24 protein-coding genes are annotated in these 26,199 nt (G+C 62.5%); 4 read left to right on the forward strand and 20 right to left on the reverse strand.

Annotated features, from left to right (window positions below; all coding sequences use genetic code 11):
* Window positions 1-22: 22 nt before the first annotated feature.
* The 3 genes from MQW79_RS05830 to ftsZ all read right to left on the reverse strand — a co-directional run bounded on the left by MQW79_RS05830 (window position 23) and on the right by ftsZ (window position 3,682).
* Window positions 23-859, reverse strand: a complete 837-nt coding sequence (locus MQW79_RS05830; protein WP_476587375.1) for an outer membrane protein assembly factor BamD — start codon at window positions 857-859, stop codon at window positions 23-25.
* Between the two features lie 90 nt (window positions 860-949).
* Window positions 950-1,906 carry a UDP-3-O-acyl-N-acetylglucosamine deacetylase gene (lpxC, locus tag MQW79_RS05835; protein WP_476587376.1) on the reverse strand — a complete coding sequence of 319 codons (957 nt, stop codon included), beginning with the start codon at window positions 1,904-1,906 and terminating at the stop codon, window positions 950-952.
* A 108-nt stretch (window positions 1,907-2,014) separates the two neighbouring features.
* Entirely contained in the window at window positions 2,015-3,682 is a 1,668-nt protein-coding gene (ftsZ, locus tag MQW79_RS05840; protein ID WP_476587377.1) for a cell division protein FtsZ, read from the reverse strand.
* A 235-nt stretch (window positions 3,683-3,917) separates the two neighbouring features.
* Between ftsZ and MQW79_RS05845 the strand changes: the two genes are divergently transcribed.
* The gene (locus MQW79_RS05845) at window positions 3,918-4,379 is read left to right on the forward strand and encodes a VOC family protein (RefSeq protein WP_476587378.1); all 462 of its coding nucleotides are present in this window, start codon (window positions 3,918-3,920) and stop codon (window positions 4,377-4,379) included.
* A 128-nt stretch (window positions 4,380-4,507) separates the two neighbouring features.
* On the opposite strand, the gene ftsA is transcribed toward MQW79_RS05845, so the two are convergent.
* The 13 genes from ftsA to rsmH all read right to left on the reverse strand — a co-directional run bounded on the left by ftsA (window position 4,508) and on the right by rsmH (window position 19,684).
* On the reverse strand, window positions 4,508-5,821 hold the full coding sequence (ftsA, locus tag MQW79_RS05850) for a cell division protein FtsA (protein ID WP_476587379.1): 1,314 nt from the start codon (window positions 5,819-5,821) through the stop codon (window positions 4,508-4,510).
* Between the two features lie 5 nt (window positions 5,822-5,826).
* Window positions 5,827-6,702: a cell division protein FtsQ/DivIB gene (locus MQW79_RS05855; protein WP_476587380.1), complete on the reverse strand. Its 876-nt coding sequence runs from the start codon at window positions 6,700-6,702 to the stop codon at window positions 5,827-5,829.
* On the reverse strand, window positions 6,690-7,610 hold the full coding sequence (locus MQW79_RS05860; RefSeq protein WP_476587381.1) for a D-alanine--D-alanine ligase: 921 nt from the start codon (window positions 7,608-7,610) through the stop codon (window positions 6,690-6,692). Before MQW79_RS05860 ends, MQW79_RS05855 begins: the two co-directional genes overlap by 13 nt.
* Complete coding sequence (murC, locus tag MQW79_RS05865; protein ID WP_476587382.1) at window positions 7,607-9,025, reverse strand: UDP-N-acetylmuramate--L-alanine ligase; 1,419 nt, start codon at window positions 9,023-9,025, stop codon at window positions 7,607-7,609. Before murC ends, MQW79_RS05860 begins: the two co-directional genes overlap by 4 nt.
* Window positions 9,022-10,140, reverse strand: coding sequence for an undecaprenyldiphospho-muramoylpentapeptide beta-N-acetylglucosaminyltransferase (murG, locus tag MQW79_RS05870; RefSeq protein ID WP_476587383.1), 1,119 nt, complete (start codon window positions 10,138-10,140; stop codon window positions 9,022-9,024). The genes murC and murG overlap by 4 nt, the downstream gene beginning before the upstream one ends.
* A complete protein-coding gene (locus MQW79_RS05875) occupies window positions 10,137-11,297 on the reverse strand; it encodes an FtsW/RodA/SpoVE family cell cycle protein (protein WP_476588190.1) in 1,161 nt (386 codons plus the stop codon). The genes murG and MQW79_RS05875 overlap by 4 nt, the downstream gene beginning before the upstream one ends.
* A 198-nt stretch (window positions 11,298-11,495) precedes the next feature.
* Window positions 11,496-12,284, reverse strand: coding sequence for a DUF4394 domain-containing protein (locus MQW79_RS05880; protein ID WP_476587385.1), 789 nt, complete (start codon window positions 12,282-12,284; stop codon window positions 11,496-11,498).
* Between the two features lie 145 nt (window positions 12,285-12,429).
* On the reverse strand, window positions 12,430-13,515 hold the full coding sequence (mraY, locus tag MQW79_RS05885; RefSeq protein ID WP_476587387.1) for a phospho-N-acetylmuramoyl-pentapeptide-transferase: 1,086 nt from the start codon (window positions 13,513-13,515) through the stop codon (window positions 12,430-12,432).
* A gap of 25 nt (window positions 13,516-13,540) precedes the next feature.
* Window positions 13,541-14,932, reverse strand: coding sequence for a UDP-N-acetylmuramoyl-tripeptide--D-alanyl-D-alanine ligase (locus MQW79_RS05890; protein WP_476587389.1), 1,392 nt, complete (start codon window positions 14,930-14,932; stop codon window positions 13,541-13,543).
* A 189-nt stretch (window positions 14,933-15,121) separates the two neighbouring features.
* Window positions 15,122-16,567: a UDP-N-acetylmuramoyl-L-alanyl-D-glutamate--2,6-diaminopimelate ligase gene (locus MQW79_RS05895; protein ID WP_476587390.1), complete on the reverse strand. Its 1,446-nt coding sequence runs from the start codon at window positions 16,565-16,567 to the stop codon at window positions 15,122-15,124.
* Window positions 16,567-18,303 carry a peptidoglycan D,D-transpeptidase FtsI family protein gene (locus MQW79_RS05900; protein WP_476587392.1) on the reverse strand — a complete coding sequence of 579 codons (1,737 nt, stop codon included), beginning with the start codon at window positions 18,301-18,303 and terminating at the stop codon, window positions 16,567-16,569. Before MQW79_RS05900 ends, MQW79_RS05895 begins: the two co-directional genes overlap by 1 nt.
* Window positions 18,303-18,686: a cell division protein FtsL gene (gene ftsL / locus MQW79_RS05905; RefSeq protein WP_476587393.1), complete on the reverse strand. Its 384-nt coding sequence runs from the start codon at window positions 18,684-18,686 to the stop codon at window positions 18,303-18,305. The genes MQW79_RS05900 and ftsL overlap by 1 nt, the downstream gene beginning before the upstream one ends.
* On the reverse strand, window positions 18,683-19,684 hold the full coding sequence (gene rsmH / locus MQW79_RS05910) for a 16S rRNA (cytosine(1402)-N(4))-methyltransferase RsmH (RefSeq protein ID WP_476587395.1): 1,002 nt from the start codon (window positions 19,682-19,684) through the stop codon (window positions 18,683-18,685). The genes ftsL and rsmH overlap by 4 nt, the downstream gene beginning before the upstream one ends.
* 206 nt (window positions 19,685-19,890) lie before the next feature.
* Between rsmH and MQW79_RS05915 the strand changes: the two genes are divergently transcribed.
* Genes MQW79_RS05915 through MQW79_RS05925 form a run of 3 tightly spaced genes read left to right on the forward strand, consistent with a single transcriptional unit; the run spans window position 19,891 to window position 22,865 of the window.
* Window positions 19,891-21,387 carry a sensor histidine kinase gene (locus MQW79_RS05915; protein ID WP_476587397.1) on the forward strand — a complete coding sequence of 499 codons (1,497 nt, stop codon included), beginning with the start codon at window positions 19,891-19,893 and terminating at the stop codon, window positions 21,385-21,387.
* Entirely contained in the window at window positions 21,384-21,827 is a 444-nt protein-coding gene (locus MQW79_RS05920; RefSeq protein ID WP_476587398.1) for a response regulator, read from the forward strand. Before MQW79_RS05915 ends, MQW79_RS05920 begins: the two co-directional genes overlap by 4 nt.
* 6 nt (window positions 21,828-21,833) lie before the next feature.
* Window positions 21,834-22,865, forward strand: coding sequence for a sensor histidine kinase (locus MQW79_RS05925; RefSeq protein ID WP_476587399.1), 1,032 nt, complete (start codon window positions 21,834-21,836; stop codon window positions 22,863-22,865).
* A 2-nt stretch (window positions 22,866-22,867) separates the two neighbouring features.
* Here the strand turns inward: MQW79_RS05925 and MQW79_RS05930 are convergent, their stop codons facing one another.
* The 4 genes from MQW79_RS05930 to MQW79_RS05945 all read right to left on the reverse strand — a co-directional run bounded on the left by MQW79_RS05930 (window position 22,868) and on the right by MQW79_RS05945 (window position 26,155).
* The gene (locus tag MQW79_RS05930) at window positions 22,868-23,890 is read right to left on the reverse strand and encodes an NAD(P)-dependent alcohol dehydrogenase (RefSeq protein ID WP_476587401.1); all 1,023 of its coding nucleotides are present in this window, start codon (window positions 23,888-23,890) and stop codon (window positions 22,868-22,870) included.
* 84 nt (window positions 23,891-23,974) lie between these two features.
* Complete coding sequence (locus MQW79_RS05935) at window positions 23,975-24,211, reverse strand: helix-turn-helix transcriptional regulator (RefSeq protein ID WP_476587402.1); 237 nt, start codon at window positions 24,209-24,211, stop codon at window positions 23,975-23,977.
* A gap of 5 nt (window positions 24,212-24,216) precedes the next feature.
* Window positions 24,217-24,645, reverse strand: coding sequence for a hypothetical protein (locus MQW79_RS05940; RefSeq protein ID WP_476587404.1), 429 nt, complete (start codon window positions 24,643-24,645; stop codon window positions 24,217-24,219).
* Between the two features lie 220 nt (window positions 24,646-24,865).
* Entirely contained in the window at window positions 24,866-26,155 is a 1,290-nt protein-coding gene (locus MQW79_RS05945) for a saccharopine dehydrogenase family protein (RefSeq protein ID WP_476587405.1), read from the reverse strand.
* Window positions 26,156-26,199 lie beyond the last annotated feature (44 nt).

Here is a 26,199-nt window from a genome sequence, read left to right on the forward strand (position 1 = left end):
ACATCGATAATTCAGGCCCAGGTCAGTTCCTGACCGCGGCCAGCCAGCTGCCCGAATTGAGCTGCGGGGCAAGGCCCTGCTTGCCCAGGGTATCGAAGGCGCGCTTGTACCAGTCGCTGGCCGGGTAGTTATGCCCCAGCACGGCCGCAGCCGACATGGCCTCATTGGTCAAGCCGAGCAGCAGGTAAGTTTCGGTGAGGCGATAGAGCGCTTCCTCGATGTGAGTCGAGGTCTGCCAGCGCTCCACCACTTCGCGGAAGCGATTGATGGCCGCGGCATACTGGCCATTGCCCTGATAGTAGCGGCCGACGGACATTTCCTTGCCGGCAAGCTGGTCATAGGCGGTCAGCAGCTTGTCCTTGGCGTCGGCAGCGTGCTCGGACTTGGGATAGTTATTGATGAGCAGCGTATAGGTGTCGATGGCATCGCGCGAAAGCTGCTGGTCGCGGGTGATGTCCTTGATCTGCGCGTAATAGGACGTGCCCTTGAGCCAGAGCACATAGGCCATTTCGGGGCTCTGCGGATAGAGCGCCATGAAGCGGTCGGAAGCGAGGATCGCCTCTTCAAACTTGCCGATGCGATAATTGGCATAGACCTGCATCAGCTTGCCCTTCTCGGACAGCGGATCGCGTGGATGCTGACGCTCAAGCTTTTCCAGCTTGGTGATGGCGGTCTGGTAGTACTGGCGATCCATGTCATCCAGCGCGCCCTGATAGAGGGAAGCGGCCGGCACAATCGGCTCTTCCTTGATCTTGGGCGGACCAAACATGCTGCAGCCTGCAAGAGCGACCGCTACAAGCCCTATGGCAACGATCCGGGCAGCCCGGCTGGAAAACTGGCTTACAACGTCAAGCTTCACGAACTGCCCCATGCAATCATACCGCAATAGCTTTGCGGGCCTATTTGGCAAATGGATCAAAACTGTGGCGGCTGAGGGGACCAGGCCCCGTCAGCGAACGGACCGCAAGTAATGGTGGACTTCAAGACCGTCTGGCTGATCTTCGAAGCTCTCGAATTCCAGCGGCAGGTCTTCGGCGCCGACTATTTCATAATTAGCGTCGCTGGAAAAGAGCGAGGCCAGGACATGCGCATTGAGGGCGTGCCCACCCTTGTAAGAGCGGAACCTGCCCCAGATCGGCAGGCCGCCAAGCGACAGGTCGCCGATGGCGTCGAGCAGCTTGTGGCGGACGAACTCGTCTTCGTAGCGCAGCCCGCCCGGATTGAGCACCCGGTCTTCATGCAACGTGATGGAATTGTCGAGGCTGGAGCCGAGCGCGTAGCCGGCCTGACGCAGGATCTTCGCGTCGCGCGCAAATCCGAAGGTGCGCGCCTGCGACACGTCTTCGAAATAGCGGCGCGGAGTCCAGTCAAAGATCATGCGCTGACGGCCAATGACCTTGGAGTCGAAATCGATCTCGAGGTCCAGCGCGCGGCCATTATAGGGCTCAAGCGCGGCGAACGAATCGTTGTTGCGAACGGTAACGGCGCGGACGATCTTGAGGAATTTCTTCTGTGCGGGCTGAATTTCGAGCCCCACGCGCAGGATAGCAGTGGCGAATGGATGGGCCGACCCATCCATGATCGGGCATTCCGGACCATCAAGCGTAATGAGGACATTGTCCACGCCCATGCCTGAAAGGGCCGACACGACATGTTCGACCGTGGCGACGCTGACGCTGTCGCCCAGATCAAGGGTCGTGCAAAGGGTGGTCCGAGCCACGCGGGAATGATGCACCTGTACCGGCCTGGTGAACTGACCATCGCCCAGGTCGCGACGGATCAGGTAGCCCGAATCCGGAGCAGCAGGTCCCATGGTCAGCGTGACAGGCTGCGCCCCATGGACGCCATAGCCCGCAAAACTGACCTCGCCGGCAAGAGTTCGCTGGCGCGTGGATAGTTTGATCATGCCTGGAATTGCTCCAACGGTGCGTTCACACTCACCGAACTGTTAGCCAAAAAAAACTCGGTGCGGAAGCCGCACCGAGAGAGCTTTTGGGGGATGTGCACCGCACGATCAACCGTGCTTGCGCAGGAAGGCCGGGATTTCCAGATGCTCCTTCTGGGCCGGAGCAGCCGGGGCGCGCCCCTGATTGTCGAGCTGACCTCGAGCGCCTTCGGCGGGCTGGGCAACCCGGGAAGTCCTTGCGCCACCGGCCTCAATAGCGCTGCGCGCAGCAGCATCATCAGCGATTTCAGTCCGCGGCTCGGCACGACCATCGGCCTGCTGCTGACCAAGGTTCAGGCCGACATTGGAAGCCAGTCGCTTGAACAGGGCACGCGCGTTGCGCGGCTCTGCGCCATGACGTTCCTGTGCCTCCTGTGACCTGCGTGCAACAACCGGGAGTTCCTCGGTACGCGGCATGCGGCGCTGACCTTCGGGACGAGCAGCGTGTGAGGGCACATAGACGCTGGGAATCGGCTGTTCCTGGAGAACAGGAGCTTCCTCTGGCTCGGCCAGCGATTCAGCGGCCGGAACATAGGGCTCGACCAGGATGCCATCGTCTTCCTGAGCATAGGACGGAGCCGGCTGGTGCGACGCGAAAGCTTCGGCAACCGCCGCTTCGACCTGATGACCGATCTCTTCGGCCTCAAACACCTGGGCAACTGGCGCAGCAGGTGCCTGCGGAACGATGGACCGCTCAGCCGGCACGTGGCGGCGCACCTCAAGCGGCGTGCGCGATGCGTGTGGCTTTGCAGGCTCCAGAGCCTGAACCATGGTGGCGTCGGTGCCGGTGGCCACGACGGACACGCGGATCGTGCCGTTGAGGTTCGGATCGTAGGTCGCACCCAGGATGATATTGGCGTCGACATCGACTTCCTCGCGAATACGCGAAGCAGCTTCATCGACTTCATAAAGGGTCAGGTCAGGGCCGCCGGTGATGGAAATCAGCAGGCCGCGCGCACCGTGCATCGACACATCGTCGAGCAGCGGATTGGCAATAGCCGCCTCGGCAGCGTGGCGGGCACGATCTTCGCCCGACGCTTCGCCGGTACCCATCATCGCCTTGCCCATGCCGCGCATCACGGCGCGCACGTCGGCGAAGTCGAGGTTGATCAGACCTTCCTTGACCATGAGGTCGGTGATGCAGGCCACGCCCGAGAACAGCACCTGGTCGGCCATGGCGAAGGCGTCTGCAAAGGTTGTCTTCTCGTTCGCGACGCGGAACAGGTTCTGGTTCGGAATGACGATCAGCGTATCGACATGGCGATGCAGCTCATCGATACCATCTTCTGCCAGGCGAGCACGACGGTTGCCTTCGAAATTGAATGGCTTGGTGACGACACCCACGGTCAGGATGCCCTGCTCGCGCGCAGCGCGGGCAACCACCGGGGCAGCACCAGTGCCGGTACCGCCGCCCATGCCGGCGGTGATGAACACCATGTGCGAGCCGGAAAGGTGATCGTTGATTTCGTCCCAGCTTTCTTCGGCAGCGGCGCGACCCACTTCCGGATGCGAACCAGCGCCCAGACCTTCGGTGACGCCAACACCGAGCTGGATGATCCGCTGCGCCTTGCTGAGCGCCAGCGCCTGAGCGTCAGTATTCGCGACGACAAAGTCGACGCCGTCGAGTCCGGACTCGATCATATTATTGACGGCGTTGCCGCCGGCACCACCGCAACCGAATACGGTGATGCGGGGCTTGAGTTCCTGAATGTCCGGGATGGTAAGGTTGATGGTCATAGGTGGCCCCATAGTGGCGTCGTTGGTTAAGATTTACCCGCCAATTCGTTAACCCCAGCCTAACAAGTGCATCGATCGGGTTAACTTCTCCGCAAAATGCGACACGCCCGCGTTACGCTTTCACGGCCCGTTAACCACGCGGAGCCCCGGAATACCGGCATTGACTCCGGCAGAAACCTATTATAACCATAACGTCATATATCTACTAAGTTATGCAAATGTGATGGAGAGACCCATGACCAGCATCATGCCCTGCCTGTGGTTCGACGACCGGATTGACGATGCCATCAGGTTTTATAACGAGACCTTCGAGGGGGCGAAGGTGCACGAAATCCAGCGCCAGGCCCCGGACGCCCCCGCCTTCACCGCCGTCATCGAACTGGCGGGTCAGAAGTTCATGCTGCTTAATGGCGGCCCGCGCTTTCCCTTCACCGAGGCCGTCAGCTTCGTCATTGATTGCGATGGCCAGGAGGAGGTCGACTATTTCTGGAACCGCTTCGTAGACAATGGCGGCGAGGAAAGCATGTGCGGCTGGTGCAAGGACCGCTTCGGCCTCTCCTGGCAGGTCGTACCCAAGCAGCTTTTTGAAACCATCAACGGCGCCGACAAGGCCGGGGCCGGCCGCGCCATGCAGGCCATGCTGCAGATGAAGAAGATCATCGTGGCCGACTTGCAGAAGGCTTATGTGGGAGCCTAGTTTCCCTGACCGCAATGCCGTCCTCGGGCTTGACCCGAGGACCAGCGGGAACATCCGCATTGGTTGAGATTGGCCCTCGGATGAGGTCCGAGGGCGGCGCTACGGTTGAGTAACGGCCGGGGCCCAGCTCAGAAGCTGCTCCGCAGCCAGTTGCCGACGCGGGCGATATAGCCGTCGGTGCCGGTGAGCTTCCGGCTGCCGCGCGGTTCGGCATATTCCTGGGCGCAGACCTGCGGATAGACCAGCATGCCGGCCATGGTGGCGAAAGCTGCACCCTTGGCGATCTCGGGCAGACCGGAAATACCCATCGGGCGACCATTGCGGACGTTGCGCGCCAAAGTGCGGCGGGCCACTTCCGGCAATCCAGTCATCTCGCTGGCGCCACCCGTCAGCACGAAGCGGCGGCCGCAGACATCCATCATGCCGGTGGCCTGCATGCGGTCACGGATAGCCGTGAGGATTTCCTCGATGCGCGGGCGCATGATGCGCGTCAGCACGGCACGCGGGATCTGTCCCGGCGCCTCATCATGCGAGGCGCCAACCGGCTGGATGGCAATCATCTCGCGCTCATCCGCCTGGCCCGGCAAGACCGAGCCATGCAGCGTCTTTAGGCGTTCGGCATCGGCCACGCTCACGGAGAGCTGGCGGGCAATGTCGAGGGTCAGGTGATGGCCACCAATGGCGATGGCATCGGCATAGACCATGTGCCCATCGTTGAACACCGAGACGGTCGTGGTCGCGCCACCAAAGTCGATGCAGGCGACGCCGAGCTGGGCTTCATCATCGACCAGGGTCGCCAGGCCCGAAGCGTAGGGCGTAGCCACCAATGCTTCGATCTGCAGGTGGCAGCGGTGCAGCACCAGTTCCAGGTTGCGCATGGCAAGGGTCTCGGCCGAGACAACGGCGACGTCGACACCGAGCTTCTCGCCCACCATTCCCTTGGGGTCGCGAATGCCCTTCTGACCATCCAGGGCGTAACCGATCGGCAACGCATGAATGATGGAACGCTCGGGGCGAACCGAACGGGCGTTGACGGCTTTCAGCACACGGAAGATGTCGGCCTTTTCCACTTCCTGCCCGTCGAGGGAAACAGCGGCGGAGAAGGTTTCCGAGCCAAGTCGGCCGGCGGTGACATTGACGAGCACGGTTTCGAGCGTCAGCCCGGCGGCGCGCTCGGCCATGCCCACGACATTGCGGATGGCCTGCTCGGCCTTCTCGATATCGGTGACGACGCCGCTCTTGACCCCGGAGGCCGGGCCATAGCCGAAGCCGATCACCTCGGCCTGATGCGTGCGACCCTTGAGGGCCCTGCCCTCCGGCCGCGGCGTCAACCGCGCGATGACGCAGCAAATCTTGGTGGAGCCGATGTCGAGCACCGCCACCAGCGTCGTCTTGCCCGGCTGGACCGGCCGCAGCCGGGAGGTCATCGCATCGGTCATCATGGTTCTTAGTCTTCGGTTTCGGCGGGCGTATTGGGGCGGACGGCGACGATGTTATCGATCCTGAGATCGATTACGGACACATCACGATCGAGGAGCTGGTAGTCGTTCTGATAGGTGACGAGACGGGTCATGGCCTGGGCCACGCCCTGCTCGGGCATCTGCACGCGCAGGCCGGTGTCGTAGATGAGATCCCACCGGCGGTCGGCAATGCGCGAAAGGGCAATCAACCCCTCTTGCAACCTCGGAAAGCCGTTGAGCGCCCGGATCATCACCAAGGCGTCGTCAGCGGCACCATCGCCAATGACCAGCGGTAGTTCAGTATAGACGCCCTGCGCCTCCCCGATCTGTTCGCCTTTGCCGTCGATGAGGAAGGTGATCCCGTCCACGGCCCAGCGCGCCACGGGCTCCTTCTCGGTAATGATAACTTCGACATCGCCCGGATAGGTCTTACGGACGGTGACGGCCTCCACGGCCGGCAGCTCGGCAATGCGCTGGCGCGCCGCTTCCACGTCAAAGCCCAGCGTCGAGGTGTGCGGCTGGATGCCCAGCGCATCGAAAACCTGTTGTTCGCTGGTCAGCGTCTGGCCGGAGATGACAATCTCGCCGATGGCGAGGCCCGCCTGCGCAAACTGCCCTTGGGCCAGGCCACCCAGCGTATTGAACAGCATGCCGATGGGCTCGCGCACCTGATAGATGGCGACGCAACCGGCCAGAAGCGCCGCGACCATGACGCCGCGACGAATGGCCGAGCCATGCAGCACGAGCGCGCGATTAAATCGATTGGTGAGTTTCTGACGCGGCGTGCGGGTCGGAACAGGCAGCGCGCGGGGGTTCACCAACCGCGCCCCGGCGAGAAAGGTCTCGCTTTTTACCTGTTGCAACTCGCGTCCTCCACCATCCAGGAGACCAGATCTTCAAAACTGTGGCCCACAAGGGCGGCCTGCTCGGGGGCCAGCGAGGTCGGCGTCATGCCCGGCTGGGTATTGATTTCCAGACAGACCAGTTCGCCATCCTCGCCCACCGCGTCATTGTAGCGGAAGTCCGTCCGCGTAATGCCACGACAGCCGAGAGCCGCATGGGCAGCCAGGCTAAGCTTTTGCACTTTGTCGTAAATTTTAGGTTTAATGTTCGCGGGCAGGATGTGACGTGATCCGCCCGCCGCATATTTGGCTTCATAATTGTAGAAGCCGAGATCGGTGACGATCTCGGTAACCGGCAAAGCGACATCGCCCATGACGGCGCAGGTCAACTCGCGGCCGGGAATATAGCGCTCCACCATCAATTCTTCGCCGCCGGTCCAGTCTTCGCCCAGGATTTCCTGGGGCGGGTGCGACTGGTCGGCCTTGACGATGATGACACCGAAGCTCGACCCATCGGCGATGGGCTTGACCACATAGGGCGGCGCTATCACATGCGCGCGGCCCACATCGGCGCGGCTGGCAATGACATGATCGGTCACCGGAACACCGGCAGCCTTGAGCATGATCTTGGCCTGGTGCTTGTCCATGGCGAGGCCCGAGGCCAGCACGCCCGAATGGGTGTAGGGAATGCGCAGGAATTCGAGCACGCCCTGGATGGTACCGTCCTCGCCATAGCGGCCATGCAGCGCATTGAAGGCCACATCCGGCGCCACTTCGCGCAGTCGCTCGGCAATGTCGTAGCCGACATCGATCTCGGTCACGCGATAGCCGGCTCGTCGCAGCGCTTCGGCGCAGCCCTTGCCCGTGCTGAGGGAAACGGGCCGCTCGTTGGAGAGCCCTCCCATGAGGACGGCGACATGCTTGCTCATTTGCCGGTCTCGCCAATCAGGGCTTCAAGTTCACCCGGCAGGGCCGCAGCCCATTGGGTGATGTTGCCGGCGCCCAGGCATACGACATAATCGCCCTTATCGACGCGCGAGGCGAGGAGCGGGCCCAGGGCTTCGGGCCGGTCGATGACCCGCGCATCGCGATGACCACGCGCACGGATGCGGTTCACCAGTTCCTCGTGGGTGACGCCCGGCAGCGGCTGTTCACCGGCGGCATAGATGGGCGCCACGATGACCGTATCGGCATCGTTGAAGCAGGCGGCGAAATCGTCGAACAGGTCATGCACGCGGCTATAGCGGTGCGGCTGTACCACGGCGACGACATCGCGCTTGGCCGACTGCCGCGCGGCCTTGAGCACGGCCGCGATCTCGACGGGGTGGTGACCATAGTCGTCGATCACGGTCACACCGGCCACTTCGCCGGTCTTGGTGAAGCGGCGCTTGACCCCGGTAAAGCCCTTGAGGCCACTCCGGATTGCTTCGGCCGGCACATGCAGCTGGTCGGCCACCGCAATGGCAGCGAGCGCATTAAGCGCATTGTGGATGCCCGGCATGGGCAGTTCGAGCCCGTCGATCCGCAACTGGGTCTGGCGGATACGGTCGCGGATCTCAACCGAAAAATGCTGCACGCCGTCACGATTTTCGAGCTCCACCAGACGGACATCCGCCTGAGGATTGCGGCCATAGGTGATGACGCGACGGTCGCGGATTTCGCCGACCAGCGCCTGCACTTCCGGATGATCGAGGCACATGACGGCAAAGCCGTAGAAGGGCACGTTTTCCACGAACTGGTGGAAAGCCTTCTTCACCCCTTCGAAGTCGCCGTAGTGGTCGAGATGCTCGGGATCGATATTGGTGACGACGGCGACGTCGGCCGGAAGCTTGACGAACGTACCGTCGCTCTCGTCGGCCTCGACGACCATCCATTCGCCGCCACCCAGGCGCGCATTGGTGCCATAAGCGTTGATGATGCCGCCATTTATGACGGTCGGATCGAGGTTGCCAGCATCGAGCAGGGTCGCGACCAGCGTGGTGGTCGTGGTCTTGCCATGCGTACCGCCAATGGCAATGGCGGTCTTGAAGCGCATGATTTCGGCCAGCATCTCGGCGCGGCGGACCACCGGCAAGGCCCGGGCGCGTGCGGCCATCAGTTCAGGATTGTCCTTCTTGATGGCCGAAGAGACGACCACCACTTCGGCCTTGCCCAGATTGTCGCCGCTCTGGCCGATTTCGACTTTGATCCCCATGTCGCGAAGGCGCTGGACATTGGGATTGAGCGAGGCGTCGGAGCCCTGCACCACATAGCCCTGGTTGTGCAGAATCTCGGCAATGCCGCTCATGCCGATGCCGCCAATGCCGATGAAATGAACCGGCCCGATATTGCGGGGCATCTTCATGGTGTGGGTCTCCCTTCGATCTGGGTATGTTTGCCGCTCAGCATCTCGGCCAGGTCCGCCAGTTTTTCGACGGCGCGCGGCTGCCCCAGTTTCACTGCAGCAGCAGCGGCGGCGGTGAGGCGCTCAGGGTCGGTAAGAAGTTCGTGAAGTCGAGTGGCAAGCGATTGCGGTGAAAGCGTGGCCTGCTCTTCCACCCAGCCGCCGCCGCCCTCTTGCATGAACAGGCCATTATACTTCTGGTCGGAATCCAGCGCGCCCGGTAGCGGCACGAGAATGGCCGGCCGGCCAATGACGCAGAGCTCGGTAACGGTGGAGGCCCCTGCCCGGCCGATCACCAGATGCGCATCGGCAATGCGCTCGGGCAGGTCGGGAATGAAGGCCGACAGTTCGACGCTGGTGCGCGACTGACGGTAGCTTTCCGCTACACGATCGATGTCCTCGCGCCGCGCCTGCTGCACGATCTGCAACCGGCTGCGCAACCCGTCAGGCAATAGGGCAATCGCCGCCGGCACAATGTCGCTGAGGGCGCGTGCACCCTGACTGCCGCCGGTGACGACGAGGCGGATCGGGCCTTTGGGGTCGAGCGCTGGATATGGCTTACCCGCCAGCGGACGCACCCTGTCGCGCACGGGATTGCCGGTAAGGATTTTTTCGAGATGCTGCTGATCGGCAAAACGGGTCGCCGGAAAGCTCATTGCCAGGATGTCGGCAAAGCGGGCCAGCGCCCGGTTGGCGCGGCCCATGACCGCATTCTGCTCATGCAGGATACCGGGAATGCCCAGGAGGTTGGCGGCGATGAAGGGCGGAAAGGTGGGATAGCCACCAAACCCGATGACCGCATCAGGGCGCACCTTGCGCAGCTTGCTCCAGGCCGTGTGTATCCCGCGCAGGATAGTGACGCCCGCGCCGAAAAGCTTGAGCGGATTGGCACCGGACGGCGTCGCTGCCGGTACGATGTGGATCTGACGGGCGGGGAATTCGGCGCCGTAGCTTTCCACCCGGTGGTCAGTCATCAACTCGACGGCGTGGCCGCGACGGATCAGTTCCTGGGCCAGCGCCATGGCCGGGAACAGGTGGCCACCGGTACCACCCGCGATAAGGACAAAGGTTTTCATTCGGCGGGGGCTACCACGGCGCTGCGGTACGTGGGAAGGCCGGTGACCATGCGCTCCTCAGGCTTGGTGCGGGTCAGGGCCAGCATCAGGCCCATGCCGAAAGCCACGGCAATCATGGACGTGCCGCCATAGGACACGAAGGGAAGCGTCATACCCTTGGCGGGCATGAGATTGAGGTTCACCGCCAGGTTAATGCCGGACTGCATTGCAAATTGTACGGCCAGCGTCGACGCCGCAAGGCGTGCGAAAAGGCTCGACTGGCGCTGTGCGGCCAACAAGGCACGGATCGCGATAAAGCCGATCAGGCACACCAGGCCAATGCAGAAAAGAATGCCGAATTCACCGGCAGCCGCGGAGAACACAAAGTCGGCATGGGCGTCGGGGATCAGCTTGTTGGCCACCGACTCACCGGGACCACGCCCGAACCAGCCGCCTTCCATCAGGGACTGAAGCGCGCGATCCACCTGATAGGAATTGCCGTCTTCGGGATTGATGAAGGAATCGATGCGGCTGGCAAAGTGCGGGAACATTGCATAGGCGCCCACCAGGAGGCCGCCGGCTGCGCCGCCAAGGCCAATGATGACCCACCACGAAATGCCGGAAAAGAACAGGAGTGCCGCCCAGGTCGCCATCACGAGAGCCGTCTGCCCAAGGTCGGGCTGCAGCAGCAGCGCACCTACTATGCCCAGCATGAGCATGGTCGCCAGCGACCGACCCGGCACATTGCGATGGATCATGTATTCGGAAAACAGCCAGGCGCCGATGACGGCGAAGGCCGGCTTGACGAATTCGGTCGGCTGCACCGACCAGCCGGCGATGGAAATCCAGCGCCGCGCGCCCTTGACCTCGGTGCCGAAATGCAGGGTCGCCCAGAGGAGGACCATCATGACCGCCAGTGCCGCAAGCGCCGCGAAGCGCACCTGACGGTGGCTCAGCAGCGATGTCACCAGCATCACCGGAACAGCCAAAAGGCAGAACATGGCGTGACGCAGCACGAAGTACCACTCGTCGAGGCCAATACGCTCCGCCACGGCAGGGCTGGCGCCAAAGCTGAGCACCATGCCGCAGGCCAGGAGCATGATCAGCGCCCCCAGCAATTCGCGGTCAATCGACCACCACCACTCGGCCAGCGGGGTTTTTTCGGCGCGGGAAAACATCATGGAGGCGGACCGGGTACGCAGATACAGACAGGTCGCGATACTAGCGCCGCTTTGGTTACCGATTTGCCAAGGGCATTGCGTTTTGCGAATCCTGCCTGGAAAAATGAAGGGGCTCCGGCTTGAGCCAGAACCCCTCTCCTGCGTCACAGGTGATGCAGCAACGCGTCGTCGGCCCGAAAGTTTCCGGAGCCGTGCCTAGGGCAGGATTGCAATGTCGATGATCGTACCGGCGACCCCGTCGATCGCACCCAGTTCCTGGACGGCTCCGGTCTCGAGATCGACAGTATGCAGCACGTTGTCGATCGCCAGATAGGCAGTATTGGTCAGGTCCTCAGTCGCGGCGATGTCGAAGGCATAGCTCGTGCCTTCCACGCCCAGCTTGCCGATGGCCTTGAGCGTGCCGTCATTGGGCGACACCTGCTGGATCAGCCCGGCAATGGTGGCGTCGATGTCATACATGGCCGTCGCCTCGGGCTTGCCGATGGAGTTGATATATGCGGCAGCGACGATGGCAGGGGTCTCCCCCTCATGCATGTCACCCGCCTCATAGGCCAGCGATCCATCGACGGTCACCATGCCGTCGTCGACATTGACCCGGTGATTGGTGCCATCCGTACCCATGAGACGCAGACGGTCGGCCATCGGGTTGAAATCAACAATCGCCCCTTCATAGCTGCCGAGCTTTTCCGAAAGCGTCGACTTGACGGTTGCGGCGCCTGTCGCGGTGTCGATGGTGACGACTTCGCCAGCCAGGGTGACGCCATAGAGCATCTTGTCGGCCGGGCGCACGTCGATGCCGGCCAGCCCGTCAACGCCGGACACTTCCATGGTGCCCGAAACGGCGCGCGTCTCGGTATCGAACATCACCAGGGTGGTGCCGTCGACAAGGCCGACGGCCGACGCAGCTTGTGCCGAAGCGATGGCGGAAGCGCTGCACAAGAGGGCGGCGGCAAGGGTCAGGGAAAAGCGGGCGCTAGTATTCACGGCAAGTCTCCTCGGAATGCCGCCTTGAGACGGCCGGTTGAGCTGCAGACGAAGGCTATCGTCACAGGGAGCTACGACCGGGGATGAGGAGAAGTTTCGGCGAGGGGCTACGGTCCGGACACGCCTTCGTGACCGGACCGGCAGGTCAGCGCAGCTTGAGGCTCGAAAGGCCGATCAGCGCCAGCACGAAGGAAATGATCCAGAAGCGGATCACGACCTGGCTCTCTGTCCAGCCCAGATGTTCGAAATGGTGGTGGATGGGCGCCATGCGGAACACTCGCTTGCCGGTCAGGCGGAACGACGTCACCTGCACGATGACCGACACGGTTTCGAGCACGAAGAGCCCGCCGATAATGGCCAGCACGATCTCGTGCTTGGTGGCCACGGCGATGGTGCCCAGAGCGCCGCCAAGGGCCAGCGAGCCGGTGTCGCCCATGAAGATCTGGGCCGGCGGGGCGTTGAACCAGAGAAAACCAAGGCCAGCGCCGATCAGGGCGCCGCAGACCACGGCGAGCTCGGCCGTGCCGGGGACCGAATTGAGCAGCAGATAGTCGGCATAATTCTGCGAACCGACCAGATAGGCGATGAGACCGAAGCAGGCCGCCGCCACCATGACCGGCACAATGGCAAGGCCATCGAGACCATCGGTAAGGTTCACCGAATTGCCGGCGGCCACCACGACGAAGCCACCAAAGAGAATGTAGAAATAGCCCAGGTTGATCGCCAGGTCCTTGACGAAGGGAAATTGCAGCGACGTGCCATAGGAGCCGGCCGCAAGCTGCGAAATGAAGAAGGCGGCAATGCATCCGATCAGGGTTTCAAGGATGAGGCGCTGCTTGGAGCCGAAGCCCGCATGGCTCATGCGCTTGACCTTGAGATAGTCGTCGTAAAAGCCGATGGCGCCAAAGCCCACGGTGACGAACAGCACGACCCACACATAGCCATTTGTCAGGTTGGACCAGAGTAGCGTCGAGATGACTGCACCCGAAAGGATCATCAACCCACCCATAGTGGGCGTGCCCTTCTTGGTCAGCAGGTGTCCTGCGGGACCATCCTCGCGGATCGGCTGGCCGCGACCCTGTTTGACGCGCAGCATGGCGATCATGCCCGGCCCGAACAGGAACACGAAGAACAGCGCGGTCACCACTGCGCCGGCAGTGCGGAAGGTGATGTAGCGGAAGACGTTGAAGGCGGCGAGTTGCTCGCCGAGCTGGCCGAGGAAATAGAGCATTCTGGGTGGCTACTCTTGTGCTGTGTCAGCTCTGCGAAAAACGCGACTTGATTTCGGTTACGAGGCGCGAAAGCCCGACACCGTTGGACCCTTTGACCATAATTGCGTCGCCATAGGCAAGATCAGCCATGATCCTGTCCAAGCCTTCCGACATGGAGGGCGAATGGCTCGCCACAAGGCTGGATGGCAGGGCCGAGGCGAGTGCCGCCATATGCGTACCAACCAGATGCACGCGTTCCGCGCCGCTGGCCAAGACGGCATCGGCCAGGCTGGCATGCAGGCCGTCGGCCGCCTCGCCCAGCTCGAGCATGTCACCAAGAACGACGACCTTGCGACCGCCCGGGGCCTCGATGTCTGCGAATACCGACAGCGCTGCTCCCATGGAGGCGGTATTGGCATTGTAGCTCTCGTCGATCAGCAGCAGGGGGCGATCTGCTGGACCCAGTTGCAGGTGCTGCCCCCGGCCTGGCTGTGCGCCAAATCCGGCAAGAGCCCGAAGCGCAACTGCGGGTTCAATGCCCGCCAGATGCGCGACCACCAGCGCGGCCGTGGCATTGGTCAGCATGTGACGGCCGGGAACACCCAGCGCCAGTGCGTGGTGTTCGTCGCCATGGATTACGGTTGCAAAGCTCCGGTCGGCCGCGGTTTCGGCAGCAGTGATTTGCCAGTCGACACCGCGGGCAAACCCATAGGTCACCACATTGGTGATACCGGCGGCCGCTGCCACTTCGAGCAGAATGTTGATCTGCGGGTGATCGGCATTGAGCACGACCGTGCCACCGGGCTCGACGCCTTCGAATATTTCCGCCTTGGCCCGCGCGATGTTTTCCAGGCTGCCGAGGCGTTCGAGATGGGCCGGCGCGACATTGGTGATGACTGCCACATGGGGGCGCACCATCTGGCTCAACGGGCGGATTTCATCAGGGGCATTCATGCCCATTTCGAAGACGCCGAACTGCGCCGTTTCGGGCATGCGGGCGAGCATCAGTGGCACGCCCCAGTGATTGTTGAAGCTCTTGATCGAGGCGTGGGTTTCGCCGGCGGCCTCAAAGACCACCCGCAGCGCTTCCTTCGTCGTGGTCTTGCCCACGCTTCCGGTGACGCCGACCACAAAGGCGCGACTGCGCTCGCGGGCCGCGACCGCCAGGTCACGCAGGCCGCCCAGTGCGTCCTCGACGTGAATGCGTCCCTCGCCCTCGCCGCGACTGACCAAAGCCGCGACCGCGCCATTGGCCAGCGCCGTGTCGACAAAATCATGTCCGTCGAACCGGTCTCCCTTGATGGCAACGAAGAGGGCATCCGGACCCAGCTCTCGCGAGTCGATGGAGATCGAATTGATCTCGGTCGCAGAGACGCCGGACGCATGGCCACTTGTGGCAGCCAGGAGGGCGTCGAGAGTGAAGAGAGGTGGGGTCATGTTTGGTCGCCGCGCCAACTGAAATACCGGTCGGGAATACGCTGACGCGTGGTTAGGCGGCAACCCCAACCCGACCTCCCCCTGCAGAAGGGGGAGGAGTTCGTTCCGCGTGTTTGGTAAGATCCAGTCAAATACTGGATCGGCCCCTCCCCCTTCTGCAGGGGGAGGTTGGGTGTGGGTACGGCCAGTTCAGCCCTTGACCGCTGCCTCGACCACTTCATGGTCGGAAAAATGGGTCTTGGTTGTGCCGATGATCTGGTAAGTTTCATGGCCCTTGCCGGCGACGAGAAGCACGTCACCCGGCTTGAGCGCCTTGACGGCAGTTTCGATAGCCTTCTTGCGATCTGCAATCTCGCTGGCCCCCTTGGCCCCGGCGAGAACTTCGGCGCGAATGGCAGCCGCGTCCTCGGTGCGCGGGTTGTCGTCGGTGACGATAACCACGTCGGCAAGTTCGCTGGCAATTTCGCCCATTTGAGGGCGCTTGCCCTTATCGCGATCGCCACCGCAGCCAAAGACGACATGCAGTTTGTTCGTGGCGTAGGGGCGCAGCGTCTGCAGCGCCACGCGCAGGGCTTCGGGCTTGTGCGAATAGTCCACGAAGATCGCCGCGCCATTGTGCTCGGCCACCAGTTCGAGCCGCCCCCGCGCACCCACCAGTTCGGGAAGTGCGGCAAAGGCGTCGGTCTTGTCGACGCCCGCCGACATGGCCAGGGCCGCCGCGATCAGCGCGTTGGAAACCTGGAATTCACCTGGGATCTTCAGGTGGAAACTGACCTTCTCGCCGATATGCCGCACTTCGACGCGCTGACCGTAGCCTTCCGGCTCGATGGAGAGGATTTCGATATAGGCACCCTCGCGGCCCACGGTCAGCAGCGTGGCGCTGGCCGAGAGCGCGGCGAACATGAACTGCTCGTGCTCGGGGTCGTCGACATTGACGATGGCCGCGCCGCCATCGACGAGCAGGTCGGTGAACAGCCGCAACTTGGCATTGCGGTACTCATCCATGTCCTTGTGATAGTCGAGATGGTCACGGCTGAGATTGGTGAAGGCGACAGCCTCGAAATGCACGCCATCGAGGCGATGCTGGTCGAGGCCATGGCTGGAGGCTTCGAGCGCCACGTGATCGATGCCCTGTGCCTTGAGGGCACGCATCGCCTGATGCAAAGTGCGCGAATCCGGCGTGGTCAGCGCGCCTTCGATCGTCCGCTTGGAGGTCTCTATGCCCAGGGTGCCGACGCTGGCGCCGGGGACGCCGGCATGGTCCCATATCTGGCGCACGAAAGAGGCAACCGAGGTCTTGCCATTGGTGCCGGTGACGGCGACCAGGATTTCCGGCTGCGGCTCGAACACGCGGCTGGCGGCGCGGGCATAGGCAGCGCGCACATCCTTGACGATGATGACCGGCACCCCCGGATCACCGGGCGGCGCGATGTCGGTGACGACAGCGAGGGCACCACGGTCCACAGCATCGCTGACAAACTGGTTGCCATGCACCTTGGCGCCCGGCAGCGCAAAGAAGATGTCGCCAGGTTCGATCCGGCGACTGTCAGAATTGAGCCCGAAGACGGCGCCGAGCCCCTTCTTGGGGCGGGCTCCAGAGCCTTCAAGCAGTTGGGTAACGCTGATGGACACCATCAATATCCTTCTGGAAAGATCCGCCTGACCTCGGGCGGAACGATCTGCTGATCGAGCATTTCGGTGAAGTCCGGCGCCACGCCAAGCATGGGCGCGACACGCTGAATGATGCGGCCGGACATCGTGCCGGCATTCCAGCCGGCCGTCGTACCCGACTGCGGGTTCTCCGCCTTGGGCTCGTCCACCATGATGACCATGGCATAGCGCGGATTGTCGAGCGGGAAGGCAGAGGCAAAAAAGTTCGTGACCTTGCTGGACGAATAGCGGCCGTCCACCACCTTCTCGGCCGTACCGGTCTTGCCGCCCACGCGATAGCCCTGCGCCGCGCGGTTCATCTGCGAGCCCGAACCACCGGTGGAAATGGCATTGAGGCGCATCAGGTAGCGCATCTGGGCGCTGGTCTCTTCAGAGATTACGCGCTCGTAGAGCGGCTCTGCCTCGGCAATGCTGCGCTTGTAGAGCGTGGGCGAAATGTAATTGCCGCCATTCACGAAGGCCCCATAGGCGGTCAGCATATGCAACGGCGAAACTGAAAGGCCGTGGCCGAACGACGCCGTGGCCGCCCCCACTTCGGAAAGCGTATTGGGCACCGTCGGCACGCGCATCTCCGGCAGCTCGAACTCGACCCGCTTGTCAAACTTCATGCGGGAGAGGAATTCGCGGAAATTCTCCTTACCCATGGCCTGCATGATGCGGATCGTACCGATATTGGAGGAATACTTGTAGACCTCCGGCAGGGTGAGGATACGGTTCTTGCCGTGGAAGTCGCCGATCGTGTAGCGGCCGAAGCGCACGCCGTAGCGGGCGTCGAACTCGTCCGTGATCCGCACAGCGCCAGCATCGAGCGAACCGGCCAGCGTCACTGTCTTGAAGATCGAGCCCGGCTCGAAAATGCCCGAGGTGATCCGGTTGAACGTGTCCTTGACCAGCGCCGAGGCCGGCTCGTTCGGATTGAAATCCGGCACCGACGCCAGCGCAATGATCTCGCCGGTATGAATATCCATCATCACGCCTGCGGCCGCGATGGCCTGGTAGCGCGTCATGGCGTCGAGCACTTCCTGATGCATGACATGCTGCACGCGCATGTCGACGCTGAGCTCGACCGGGGTCAACGCATTGCCGCGCGCCAGGCCAAGGTCCTGCAGCAGCGCGATGGACTCGCTGTCCATGTGGCGCTCGATTCCGGCAATGCCCTGATTGTCCACATTGGTGGAGCCCAGGATATGCGCGGCCTCGTTCATGCCCGGATAGAAGCGCTTGGATTCAGTGATGAAGTCGATTCCCGGGATACCCAGGCGCATGACGGCGTCCTGAATGGCCGGGGTCAGCTCGCGTTTGACCCAGACGAATCCCTGATCGCCGGTGAGGCGGTTGCGCAGCCAGGTTTCATCGATGTCGGGCAGTACCGTACGCAGGGCGGCGACGGCCTCTTCGACATCGATGATGCGGCGCGGTTCGGCAAACAGCGACGGCACACGGATGTCGACCGCCATTTCGAGACCGTTGCGATCGAGGATCGGCGGCCGCGACGCCTGAATGGCATCGCGGGCCTGCCCCTCGATGGTGGTGTCGGTCTCGATCATGCCCAGCTGCACGAGACGGCCGCTCACCAAAGCCAGGCCGAGGACCACGGCCAGGATCATCCAGCGGATGCGGGCCTGCGTGAGGTTGCCCCGCTGCTTGCGGGCGCCGTCGAGTGCGATGGTCGGTGCAAAGTCGTCGCTCATCACGGCCATTATTCAATACCCTCCGCCTGGAGAATGGCGTCGATCGGATCAATGCCGTCGGCAATGGCGGCGAAGAGCGCGTCCATGGCAGCCGTGTCCGGGGCGGCGGGCCGCATCGGCAGGGTCGCGAACGAACCGAACTGCTCCTGCTTGACCGGGCCGATCGCCAGGACTTCGGCATGGCGCGTGACGATGGGGTCGATATGGCCCGGCTGATTGAGCACGGCCCAATCGGCCTTGAGCAGAGACAATTCGCCCTCCTGCTCGGAAATATGAGCCGCTATTGCCGTGCGCTCGGCGGCCGTGCCCTCAATGGAGAATTTGAGGCCGTAGACGCCGGCCAGCATGGCTACCGAGGTGCAGAGAAGGAAGATATTGATGTTGCGGATCATGCAGCGCCCCTGATCTGGGGCACGCCGAGGCCCGAATAGTCCACCGGGCGCGCGACGTCCCCGGTGCGAATGCCGCTGCGCAGAACCGCCGATCGTGCCCGCGGATTGCGCGCCAGTTCCGCCGCACCGGACTTTATGGCCTTGCCCGCCCGCCGCCAGCGCAGCGGCTCGCTGACGACCTGTGGCAGGTGTCGCGAGGCAGCCGGACCACCTTTGTCCGGATCAAAGAAGCGCTTGACGATGCGGTCTTCCAGCGAATGAAAACTGACAACCGCAAGCTTGCCATCCTCGCGCAGCAGCCGCTCTGCCGCGAACAGACCCTCGACCAGTTGGTCGAACTCGCCATTGACGGCAATCCGCAGCGCCTGGAACGACCGCGTCGCCGGATGGGCGTCGCCGGGCTTGCGGCCAATCGCCTTTTCGATGATGCGGGCCAGCTCCAGCGTCGTGGTGATCGGCGCAGTCTCGCGCGCCGACACGATGAACTGCGCAATGCGGCGGGACTTGCGCTCCTCGCCATAGGCATAGAGCAGGTTGGCGAGATCTTCGGCATCAAGCGTGTTCACCAGATCGGCTGCGCTCGTGCCCGAGCGGCTCATGCGCATATCCAGAGGACCCTCGCGCATGAAGGAGAAACCGCGATCAGCCTGATCGAGCTGCATGGAGGATACGCCGATGTCGAGCACGACGGCATCGATGGGTCCGTATTCGGCAGCCAGGCTATCGAGCTCGGAAAAGGTGCCGGGCACAAAGGTGAATGTCTCTGGATATGCGGCCTTGAGCGCATCGACATGCGGCATGACGGAAGGATCGCGATCAATGCCGATGACCTGCGCGCCCGCCGCCAGCAGCGCGCGCGAATAGCCTCCGGCACCAAAGGTGCCGTCGACAATGCGACAGCCAGCAACCGGCGAAAGAGCCGTTAGCACTTCCTCCAGAAGTACGGGCACATGCGGACCGCCTGGACCATCGGTTTCGGGCAGGGAAGGCTTGCCCATATCCGCCACAACTCCACTCCGGCCCAGATTTGGCCGGTTACATAAACTGGTCCGCGATCTTGCATAGGGACGCTTAAGATTCTGTTTCCCATGTCGATGCCACCAAAAGTGCTGCAGGAGGCGGGGAAAGCGATCACGGTTTAATCTATGCATATTGCCCCGGTGGCAGGAACCGTCCATGAAGGACGCATCTACTTGGGGAACGCATGCCAATAACCAGCAAGACATTCGTGCGGTCCACCGCGCTGCTGCTGCTCGTCGGCCTTCTGGCGCTGATGGGCATTGTCGGCACCACCCTGTGGTTGGTCGACAGATCGCAGGTCTATTTTGACGAAGTAGTCGAGGCCCGCGAGGCCCGCGCCGCGGCGGTGGAAGTGCGCAACCTGCTCAAGGACGCCGAGACCAGCCAGCGTGGCTTCATCATCACCGCTGACGAACAATATCTCGATCCATACCAGCAGGCCCTGCCCCTGATTGAAGCCGCTGTGGCCCGTCTTGACAGGGTGCTGGCGCCATATCCGCAGGCAGCAGAGCCGCTCGAACAGCTGCATGCAGACATCGACTACAAGCTTGGGGAACTGGCCCAGACGATTGCGCTGGTTCAGGCTGGCGACCGTTCCGCCGCTGCCGACATCGTCCGCACCGACCTTGGCAAGGAGGCCATGGACCGCGCCCGCGTCTTCTTCGATGGCCTGATCGCCGCTGCAGACCAGCGCCTCGATCAGGGCGTCGTCGATCAGCGCAGCACGGTAAACTTGCTGCGTAACGTCTCAATCTTTGGCGCCCTTGTCATTTTCGCGGTCGTGGGCGGTGCCATATGGGCCGTGCTGAGCTACACGCAGGAGCTGGCCGGGGCCCGTCGCGCCGTGGAAGAGGCCAATTCGGGCCTTGAGGAGCGCGTGCGCGAGCGAACGGTCGACCTGCGCAAGGCCAATGAGGAAATCCAGCGCTTCGCCTATATCGTGACGCATGACCTGCGTGCACCGCTGGTCAACATCATGGGTTTCACGGCCGAACTGGAAACCAGCGTCGGCGAGGTGAAGGCCTATATGGAGGCCCAGCCCGAGAACACTGCAGATCCGCTGGCGCAAGAGGCACGCGTCGCCGCCACCCAGGACCTGCCCGAAGCAATCAGCTTCATTCGCGCCGCCACGCGCAAGATGGACGGGCTGATCAACGCCATCCTCAAGATTTCGCGCGAGGGTCGTCGTCAGCTCAAGCCCGAGCCGGTGGAACTGTCCGAAATCGTCGACGCCACGGCTGCTGCCGTGCACCATCAGATCAGTGAGAACGACGGCGAGATTGCCACCGATATTCGCGTCGGCAAGCTCATTACCGACAAACTCTCCATCGAGCAGGTTCTCGGCAACATGCTCGACAACGCCATCAAGTATCAGAATGCCGAGCGTCCCTTGCGGGTCAATATCCGGGCCAGACATGTGCCCGGAAACCGTGTCGTGATCGAAGTCGAGGACAATGGCCGTGGCATTGCTCACACCGACCACGAGCGGGTCTTCGAACTGTTCCGCCGCTCCGGTGCGCAGAACAGTCCGGGCGAAGGCATTGGCCTGGCGCATGTCCGTACCATGGTGCGCAGCCTGGGCGGTGATGTCACACTGACATCCACGCTGGGTGAAGGCACAACGTTCACAATCAATCTGCCGCGCGACGCGCGCAACTATCTTGGGAGTATCGGCGCATGAACAATGCACGGCCCGTGACCATCGTCATGGTCGAGGACGACGAGGGGCATGCTCGCCTCATCGAGAAGAACATCCGCCGCGCTGGCGTGGCCAATGAGATCGTGCCCTTCACCAATGGCACCGATGCCCTGGCCTACCTCCTGGGTCCGGATGGTACCGGGCTGATCAACAAGGGGCGTCAGCTGCTGGTGCTTCTCGATCTCAACCTGCCCGACATGACCGGCATCGACATCCTCGAAAAGGTCAAGGGCAATGAGCATACGCGCCGCTCGCCCGTTGTGGTCCTGACAACCACCGACGACCAGCGCGAAATCCAACGCTGCTATGATCTGGGCGCCAATGTCTATATCACCAAGCCGGTCGATTATGATGGATTTGCCAACGCGATCAAACAGTTAGGCCTGTTTTTCTCAGTCATGCAGATTCCCGAGGCCGAATAAATCTCGATGCCAACCCGTACGCCGCATGTTCTCTATATCGATGACGATCCAGGCCTGAGGCGCCTGATCGAAAAAGCCATGCAGCGCAGCGGCTACATCTTCGATCACGCCGAAACCGGCGAAGAAGGCCTGGCCATCATCCGCAAGGGCGGCATTGATGTGGTCGCCCTCGATCACAACCTGCCCACCGGTACCGGACTTGATGTCCTCGCCGGCATGGAGGGTATGGAAGACCACCCTGCCGTGGTCTACGTCACCGCTTCGGCAGAAATGTCGGTTGCTGTCTCAGCACTCAAGTCCGGCGCGACCGACTTCGTGCCCAAGACCGGCTCCGAAGAATTCATGCCCTTGCTGCTTGCAGCCATCGAGCATGCCATCGACCATGTCCGGCTGAGCCGCGCCAAGGCCAAGGCCGAACGGGAAACGCAGGAAGCGCGGGAACGCGCCGAAATGCTGCTGGGCGAAGTCAACCACCGCGTCGGCAATTCGCTGGCCATGGTTGCGGCCCTTGTGGGGTTGCAGTCGAATGCGGTGGAAGACGCCGAGGCCCGTCGCGCCCTCGCCGAAACGCAGGTGCGTATTCAGGCCATCGCGGGCGTGCATCGCCACCTCTACACCTCCGACGACGTGCGCACCGTACAGATGGGAGACTATCTCAACAGTCTTGTCGGCGAACTGGAAAACACCCTTCAGGCCGAAGGTCTGACGGCCAGCATCAAGGTCGATGTCGAGGGTTTCCCGCTTTCGACGGAAAAGGTGGCCTCGCTGGGCGTCATCATCACCGAACTGGTCACCAACGCCCTCAAATATGCCTATGCCGATCGTGAGCCCGGCGAAGTTCGTGTCCATATGCGGCGCGAGGACGATAAGGTCCGTCTGGTGGTGGAAGACGACGGCATCGGCTGGACCGGCACTGGCAAGCCCAAGGGCACGGGCCTCGGTAGCCGCATCGTGCGCGCCATGGCGATGAGCCTCAACGCCAACGTCGCCTATGGCGACGGTCCCGGCACGAAAGTCATGGTCACCTTCGAAAGCTGAGTTCAGGCAGTGGACGTCTCCTCGGCCGACGCTGGCGCTGCGCCGTCGGTGACCGGCATGACCACGACCACGTTTCCGGCCTTCACCTCCCGCTCAACGTAACGGTGGGCCTCGACGATCTCGTCGAGGCGGAAAACCTTGTCGGTGACCGGCTGCACCACGCCGTCAGCCAGGAGCGTGTTGAGCACATGCAGGTCGTTGAGCTTGCCGGTCTCGGGACGCAGGCCGGTCGTCGCCAGCCTGCCCCTCCGACCGCGACGCTTGCCGCCCGTCACCATCAGCCAGAAAATGCCCCAACTGGGTACCGTGGTGAGATAGATGCCACCCGGGTTCAAGGCAGGCGCGGCCTTGCCGAAACTCGATTTGCCGACGGCGTCGAAGACCACGTCATAGCTGCCCGTGCGGGTGGTGAAATCCTCTCTCTGCCGGTCGATGAAATGCTGAGCGCCCAGCCGACGCACCAGTGCCTCGTGGCGGCCAGAGGCCACTGCCGTCACCTCTGCACCGAAATGCAGGGCCAACTGGATGGCCACGGCGCCGACGCTGCTGGCCGCCCCGTTGATCAGGACTTTCTGGCCCGGCCTAACATCAGCCTCGTCGCGCATGAAGGGCATGGCTGTGAGATAGGCGTAGCTGAGCCCGCCCAGCGACACGAGTTCCTGCCCTTCAGGCGCCTTGACCAGAGCGCTGGTCTGGGGGACGCAGACATATTCGGCCATGCCCCCCAGCTTGGCGCCGGCCGAACCATAGACGCGATCACCCACCGCAAAGCGCGAGACCCCCGGCCCGACAGCCACGACCACCCCGGCAATGTCGTCGCCGAGCACATCGATCTTTGGCCGGAACAGGCCGGCGAAAAGGCGTACGATGAATGGCTCGGCCTTGCGAAAGGCACAGTCGGCAAGGGTGACTGTACTGGCATGTACTTCGACCAGCATTTCCCCCGCGCCCGACATGGGCGTCGGGCGCTCGACAATGCTGATGACTTCAGGGCCGCCATAGCGGCTCTGGGCTGCAACTTTCATCTGCTTTTCCTCCCTTTCGCGGACGTGGATCGGCGGGCCGAAATGCCCGATACACACGCGTTCTCTTGATTTACCTTCCTGCGGTCAGGTCCCTTCGACCTCAGGCGGGCGCCACTGGAACACTTCCTCAATGCCAACGCCGAATGCGTGGGCAATGCGGAATGCCACTTCCAGCGAGGGCGAGTAGCGCCCCTGTTCGATCGCGACGATTGTCTGCCGGGTCACCCCGACCTTCTCTGCCAGTGCCGCCTGCGTCATTTCCTGGGCGTGAAACCGCAGGGTGCGGATGGAATTGCTGACATTGGGCTGTCCCTTCCCCATAGCACTCACATGGTCCGGTAATAGTAGAGCTCGGACAGCGCATTGACCGTGCCGCCCGCCACGGGCGCGGCGAACAGCACATAGATGGCCAGGTTGGCATCCGCGCCCATGGCCAGCGGGATCAGTGCCACGGCGGCTACGATCGACGTGACGATGGCGCTGTTGCGCTGGCTCCTGGCCGAAACGGCATCATCGCGCTCGTCGGACGGCTCGTCACGCAGCTCGGCACGCTGGATGATCGAGATGGCAATGGTCGCCAGGATCGTGCCGACGATGTTGAAGACGATCATCGCCCCTACAGCCCACAGCAGCTTGATGGCAATCTCGACGCTGGTTCCGTCGGCGCCGCCATTGAGGGCATCCCAGGTCAGCCATGACCCCACCACGATCACGCCGACCACCTGCACGCCGGCCATCATTTCCTTGAATGTCATCGCAGAATCCTTCCGCCGCAATCTCTGCAGCAGAAGTATGCAAAACCGGACGTCATGTCAAGTTTTTCATACATGAAGTCGTAAAAATCTGTCACATCACGGCGGATAGGCAGACTCTCACAAGGGTGGCAGAGCCGCATCTCCTGTGGGCGCGACCCGAGGGGTGTTCTCCAAGAGGTCAGACAAAAAAGGCCGGGCTATCCCCCGGCCTTTTGACATTTCAGGCGCCGCGCAGACGGCTTTCCTTGCGCTTTTCGCGCTCCCGGAACTCGGCCGGGTCGAACGCCCGGTCACCCTTTTCGTCGCGAATGCGTGTCGTAAGCCCGATCCGGCCCAAGAGGTCGATGAACGGCACTGGAGGCAGTTCCTCGACATTGGCCATGCGGTGGCAATCCCACTCGCCTTTGGCGATCAGCAGGGCCGCGGCAATGGCTGGTACCCCAGCCGTATAGGAGATGGCCTGGCTATTGGTTTCGGCAAAGGCCTCTTCATGGTCGGCAATATTGTAGACCAGCAGTTCGGTCTCGACACCGTTGCGCATGCCCTTGATAAGGTCGCCAATAAAGGTTTTGCCCGCATAGTCAGGGGCCAGCGACACCGGGTCGGGCAATACGGCCTTGACCAGCTTGAGGGGCACGACCTCGACGCCTTCGGCCGTGGTCACCGGCTGTTCGGACAGCAGGCCCAGATTGTTGAGCACGGTGAAGACATTGATGTAGTGCTCGCCAAAGCCCATCCAGAACCGGATATCGGGCACGCCGAGATTGGCCGAGAGCGAATGCACTTCGTCGTGGCCCGTAAGGTAGGTCGTATGCGTGCCCACGACCGGCAGGTCGTCGGTGCGTTTGACCTCGAACATCTTGTTCGCCGTCCACTGGCCCTGCTGCCAGCTCCAGACCGTGCCGGTAAACTCCCGGAAATTGATCTCGGGATCAAAATTGGTCGCAAAGTAGCGGCCGTGACTGCCGGCATTGACGTCGATGATGTCGATGCTGTCGATCTGGTCAAAATAGGCAGTCGCGGCCAGCGCCGCATAGGCGTTGACCACGCCCGGATCGAAGCCTGCGCCCAGGATGGCGGTGACGCCCTTGCGCTCGCATTCGTCGCGATGCTTCCACTCGTAATTGCCATACCAGGGCGGCTGCTCGCACACCTTGGACGGATCTTCGTGGATGGCCGTGTCGATATAGGCCGCGCCGGTATCAAGACAGGCGCGCAATACGCTCATGTTGAGGAAAGCCGAACCGGCATTGAGCACGATCTGGCTCTTGGTGCGGCGAATGAGGGCCTTGGTGGCCTCGATGTCCATGGCGTCGAGCTGGTGCGCGGCCAAGACGCCGGGGCGCTTCAGCGCTTTTTTGTCCAGAATGCCGGCAACAAGCGCCTCGCATTTGGCAATCGTGCGGGAGGCAATATTGATATCGCCCAGCACATCATTGTGCATGGCTGCCTTATAGGCAGCGACCTGCGCGACACCTCCGGCGCCGATGATCAGAACGTTCTTCTTCAATTGGCACGAAACACCTTTTTCAAGTGCGGTAATTCAGCCGGTCC

The organism is Devosia sp. Micro-HW1 (assembly GCF_056341075.1).

Excerpts from the sequence above, each read along its gene's own strand:
- lpxC (WP_476587376.1), bottom strand. The coding sequence starts at position 1,906 with ATGATCAAACTATCCACGCGCCAGCGAACTCTTGCCGGCGAGGTCAGT.
- ftsZ (WP_476587377.1), bottom strand. The coding sequence starts at position 3,682 with ATGACCATCAACCTTACCATCCCGGACATTCAGGAACTCAAGCCCCGC.
- MQW79_RS05845 (WP_476587378.1), top strand. The coding sequence starts at position 3,918 with ATGACCAGCATCATGCCCTGCCTGTGGTTCGACGACCGGATTGACGAT.
- ftsA (WP_476587379.1), bottom strand. The coding sequence starts at position 5,821 with ATGATGACCGATGCGATGACCTCCCGGCTGCGGCCGGTCCAGCCGGGC.
- MQW79_RS05860 (WP_476587381.1), bottom strand. The coding sequence starts at position 7,610 with ATGAGCAAGCATGTCGCCGTCCTCATGGGAGGGCTCTCCAACGAGCGG.
- murC (WP_476587382.1), bottom strand. The coding sequence starts at position 9,025 with ATGAAGATGCCCCGCAATATCGGGCCGGTTCATTTCATCGGCATTGGC.
- murG (WP_476587383.1), bottom strand. The coding sequence starts at position 10,140 with ATGAAAACCTTTGTCCTTATCGCGGGTGGTACCGGTGGCCACCTGTTC.
- MQW79_RS05875 (WP_476588190.1), bottom strand. The coding sequence starts at position 11,297 with ATGTTTTCCCGCGCCGAAAAAACCCCGCTGGCCGAGTGGTGGTGGTCG.
- mraY (WP_476587387.1), bottom strand. The coding sequence starts at position 13,515 with ATGCTCTATTTCCTCGGCCAGCTCGGCGAGCAACTCGCCGCCTTCAAC.
- MQW79_RS05890 (WP_476587389.1), bottom strand. The coding sequence starts at position 14,932 with ATGACCCCACCTCTCTTCACTCTCGACGCCCTCCTGGCTGCCACAAGT.
- MQW79_RS05895 (WP_476587390.1), bottom strand. The coding sequence starts at position 16,567 with ATGGTGTCCATCAGCGTTACCCAACTGCTTGAAGGCTCTGGAGCCCGC.
- MQW79_RS05900 (WP_476587392.1), bottom strand. The coding sequence starts at position 18,303 with ATGGCCGTGATGAGCGACGACTTTGCACCGACCATCGCACTCGACGGC.
- ftsL (WP_476587393.1), bottom strand. The coding sequence starts at position 18,686 with ATGATCCGCAACATCAATATCTTCCTTCTCTGCACCTCGGTAGCCATG.
- rsmH (WP_476587395.1), bottom strand. The coding sequence starts at position 19,684 with ATGGGCAAGCCTTCCCTGCCCGAAACCGATGGTCCAGGCGGTCCGCAT.
- MQW79_RS05915 (WP_476587397.1), top strand. The coding sequence starts at position 19,891 with ATGCCAATAACCAGCAAGACATTCGTGCGGTCCACCGCGCTGCTGCTG.
- MQW79_RS05920 (WP_476587398.1), top strand. The coding sequence starts at position 21,384 with ATGAACAATGCACGGCCCGTGACCATCGTCATGGTCGAGGACGACGAG.
- MQW79_RS05925 (WP_476587399.1), top strand. The coding sequence starts at position 21,834 with ATGCCAACCCGTACGCCGCATGTTCTCTATATCGATGACGATCCAGGC.
- MQW79_RS05930 (WP_476587401.1), bottom strand. The coding sequence starts at position 23,890 with ATGAAAGTTGCAGCCCAGAGCCGCTATGGCGGCCCTGAAGTCATCAGC.
- MQW79_RS05935 (WP_476587402.1), bottom strand. The coding sequence starts at position 24,211 with ATGGGGAAGGGACAGCCCAATGTCAGCAATTCCATCCGCACCCTGCGG.
- MQW79_RS05940 (WP_476587404.1), bottom strand. The coding sequence starts at position 24,645 with ATGACATTCAAGGAAATGATGGCCGGCGTGCAGGTGGTCGGCGTGATC.